This window comes from Streptomyces tricolor (assembly GCF_002155905.1).
Lineage (GTDB): Bacteria > Actinomycetota > Actinomycetes > Streptomycetales > Streptomycetaceae > Streptomyces > Streptomyces tricolor.
Map to the genome: position 1 here is coordinate 1 of NZ_MUMF01000805.1, position 1860 is coordinate 1860.

At 75.4% G+C, this 1860-nt stretch carries 2 protein-coding genes and 1 pseudogene; 1 reads left to right on the forward strand and 2 read right to left on the reverse strand.

What is annotated here, in order from left to right:
• On the reverse strand, positions 1–431 hold a 431-nt coding region (locus tag CCN44_RS39830; RefSeq protein WP_143650384.1), incomplete at its 3' end, for a TIGR04222 domain-containing membrane protein.
• A 158-nt stretch (positions 432–589) separates the two neighbouring features.
• Complete coding sequence (locus CCN44_RS39835) at positions 590–823, reverse strand: hypothetical protein (protein WP_059253799.1); 234 nt, start codon at positions 821–823, stop codon at positions 590–592.
• 854 nt (positions 824–1677) lie between these two features.
• Between CCN44_RS39835 and CCN44_RS39840 the strand changes: the two are divergent.
• Positions 1678–1860 (forward strand): annotated as a pseudogene (locus CCN44_RS39840) (DUF4263 domain-containing protein); the annotation flags it as partial.

Genomic DNA, 1860 nt, shown 5'->3' on the forward strand with positions numbered 1-1860 from the left:
GCGGCGAGCAGCGCCTCGTCCTCCGGCAGGCCGTCGGGGCCGTCGGGCAGCGGGCGGCGTGCGCGCAGCTCCGCCAGGAGCCGGCGGGCGGCCCGGGTGCGGCGGGGCGGCAGCGCCCGCAGCAGTCCGTCCGCGGCGAGTTCGGCCCGCATCCGGGCCAGGGCCCGCCGTACGACCGCGCGGCCGGGCAGCTCGCGCGGGCCGGCGGGCCGGTACAGACCGGTGCGGACGGCCTTCTCCAGCGGATGCCGGAAGGGCTCGGCACCGCCCGTCCCGGTCTTGCGCAGCGTGCCCGGCCGGCCCGCCTCGACCGCGCCGCGCAGATGCAGGGCGAGCACCGCGACGGTGACGGCGGCGCGGTCGCCCCCGCGCAGCAGGGCGACCGCGCACGGGTCCGGCGCAGCCGGCGGAATCGACGTCGTACGGCCCATGAGACCTCCCCCGGGAGGGACCCGCCGCCCCCGTGCCGGCGGGCCCCTGTGCGGAGAATGTGCCCTGGGCGCGGGGTGGTTGAAGCCTCCGCCGCGGTCTTCAGAGGTTGATTTGAGGGTGGCGCACCCGGCCTACGACCGCTGCCGTACGCGCCGCGTCACAGCTCGTGCTCCGACAGTCCGGGCCAGTCGTCCGGGCCGCCGCCCTGCCATTCGATCAGGTCGCTCTCCTCCACCTCGATCCGGTCCAGGTCGGCCAGCCGCAGAATCTCCACGACATCGTCCAGATGCGAGGCGATCCCCAGCGTCACATCGCCCTCGGTGACCCGGCGGGAGCCGTCCAGGGCCGGGGCGTGCACCACGATGTGCGGGTAGTGAATCGGATTCGCCATGCCTTCAGCCTGCGGCGCGGGCCCGGGATGCGCACGCCGGGCCGGTGACTGTCGGTGCTGCCGTGCACACTTCCGCGGCATGGACGTGAGAAGCGACATGCACGGGGGCCCGGATGAGGGGTGGCCGCGGGGCGGCGGCTGCTGGAGGAGGCCCGGGCGCGGGCCGCGGCGGCGCGGGAGTGGCAGGTGGTGCGGCTGGTGCAGGACTCCCTCGACTACGCGCAGGGGCGCATCACCCGGTACGACGTCGAGGAGCGGTACCGGCTGTTCCAGGACGGTGCCCGGGACGAGCACGACCGTGACTTCGCCGGGGCCATGACGCACACCGTGCATCAGTGGCTCGTGGACGCGGGCCGGGGGCACCTCGTCGGCCATCCCGGCGCGGGGGCCGCGGAGTTCCTGGCGCACTTCGCGGCCCGAGGCCGGACGCCCTGTGCATGGAGGTACCGAGGACCGGCCCGGTCGCTACCGGATTCCTCGTGGGCGGGCCGAGCGGGCGCTGTGGCTGGAGCGGATCCTCAGGGACGGCCGGATCGACGCGGGGATCCCGCCGCGCAGGCCCGCCGGATCGTCACCTCCCCGCAGGCACCGGCTCTCCTGACGGCGGACCACCAGGGCCGGCTCCTCCTCCAGGCCGCCGAGTTGCAGCGCCGCGCCGGGAGCCTCCGGGCGCTGCGGACCGTCGTGGAGGACCGGGCGGCGACGGACGCTGATACGCGGCGACGAGCCCTGCACATCGTGGAGCTGGAGCGGGCCATGAGTTTCAGGGGCCCGCTGGCCTCACCGGGCTGGACGAGGACCGGGCTCGTGTCCGCGCGGAGTCCGGGATCGAGACCCGGCGGGCCGGCGCGCTCGTGCTGGTCGGTCACTCCGCCCTGCACCCCGATGTCCCGGAGGAGGAGGTCGACGAAGCGCTGCGGACGTTCGACGCGCACGTCACCCGCGCGGAGGTGCTCACCGGCAAGGAACTGCTGGACAACGCCGAACGCTCCCTCGCCGGGGGATACGACCCGGTGCAGGGAGCGTTCGGCGTTGTC

What these genes read in the sequence shown, in the direction of transcription:
- CCN44_RS39835 (WP_059253799.1), bottom strand. Translation starts at nt 823, where the DNA reads ATGGCGAATCCGATTCACTACCCGCACATCGTGGTGCACGCCCCGGCC.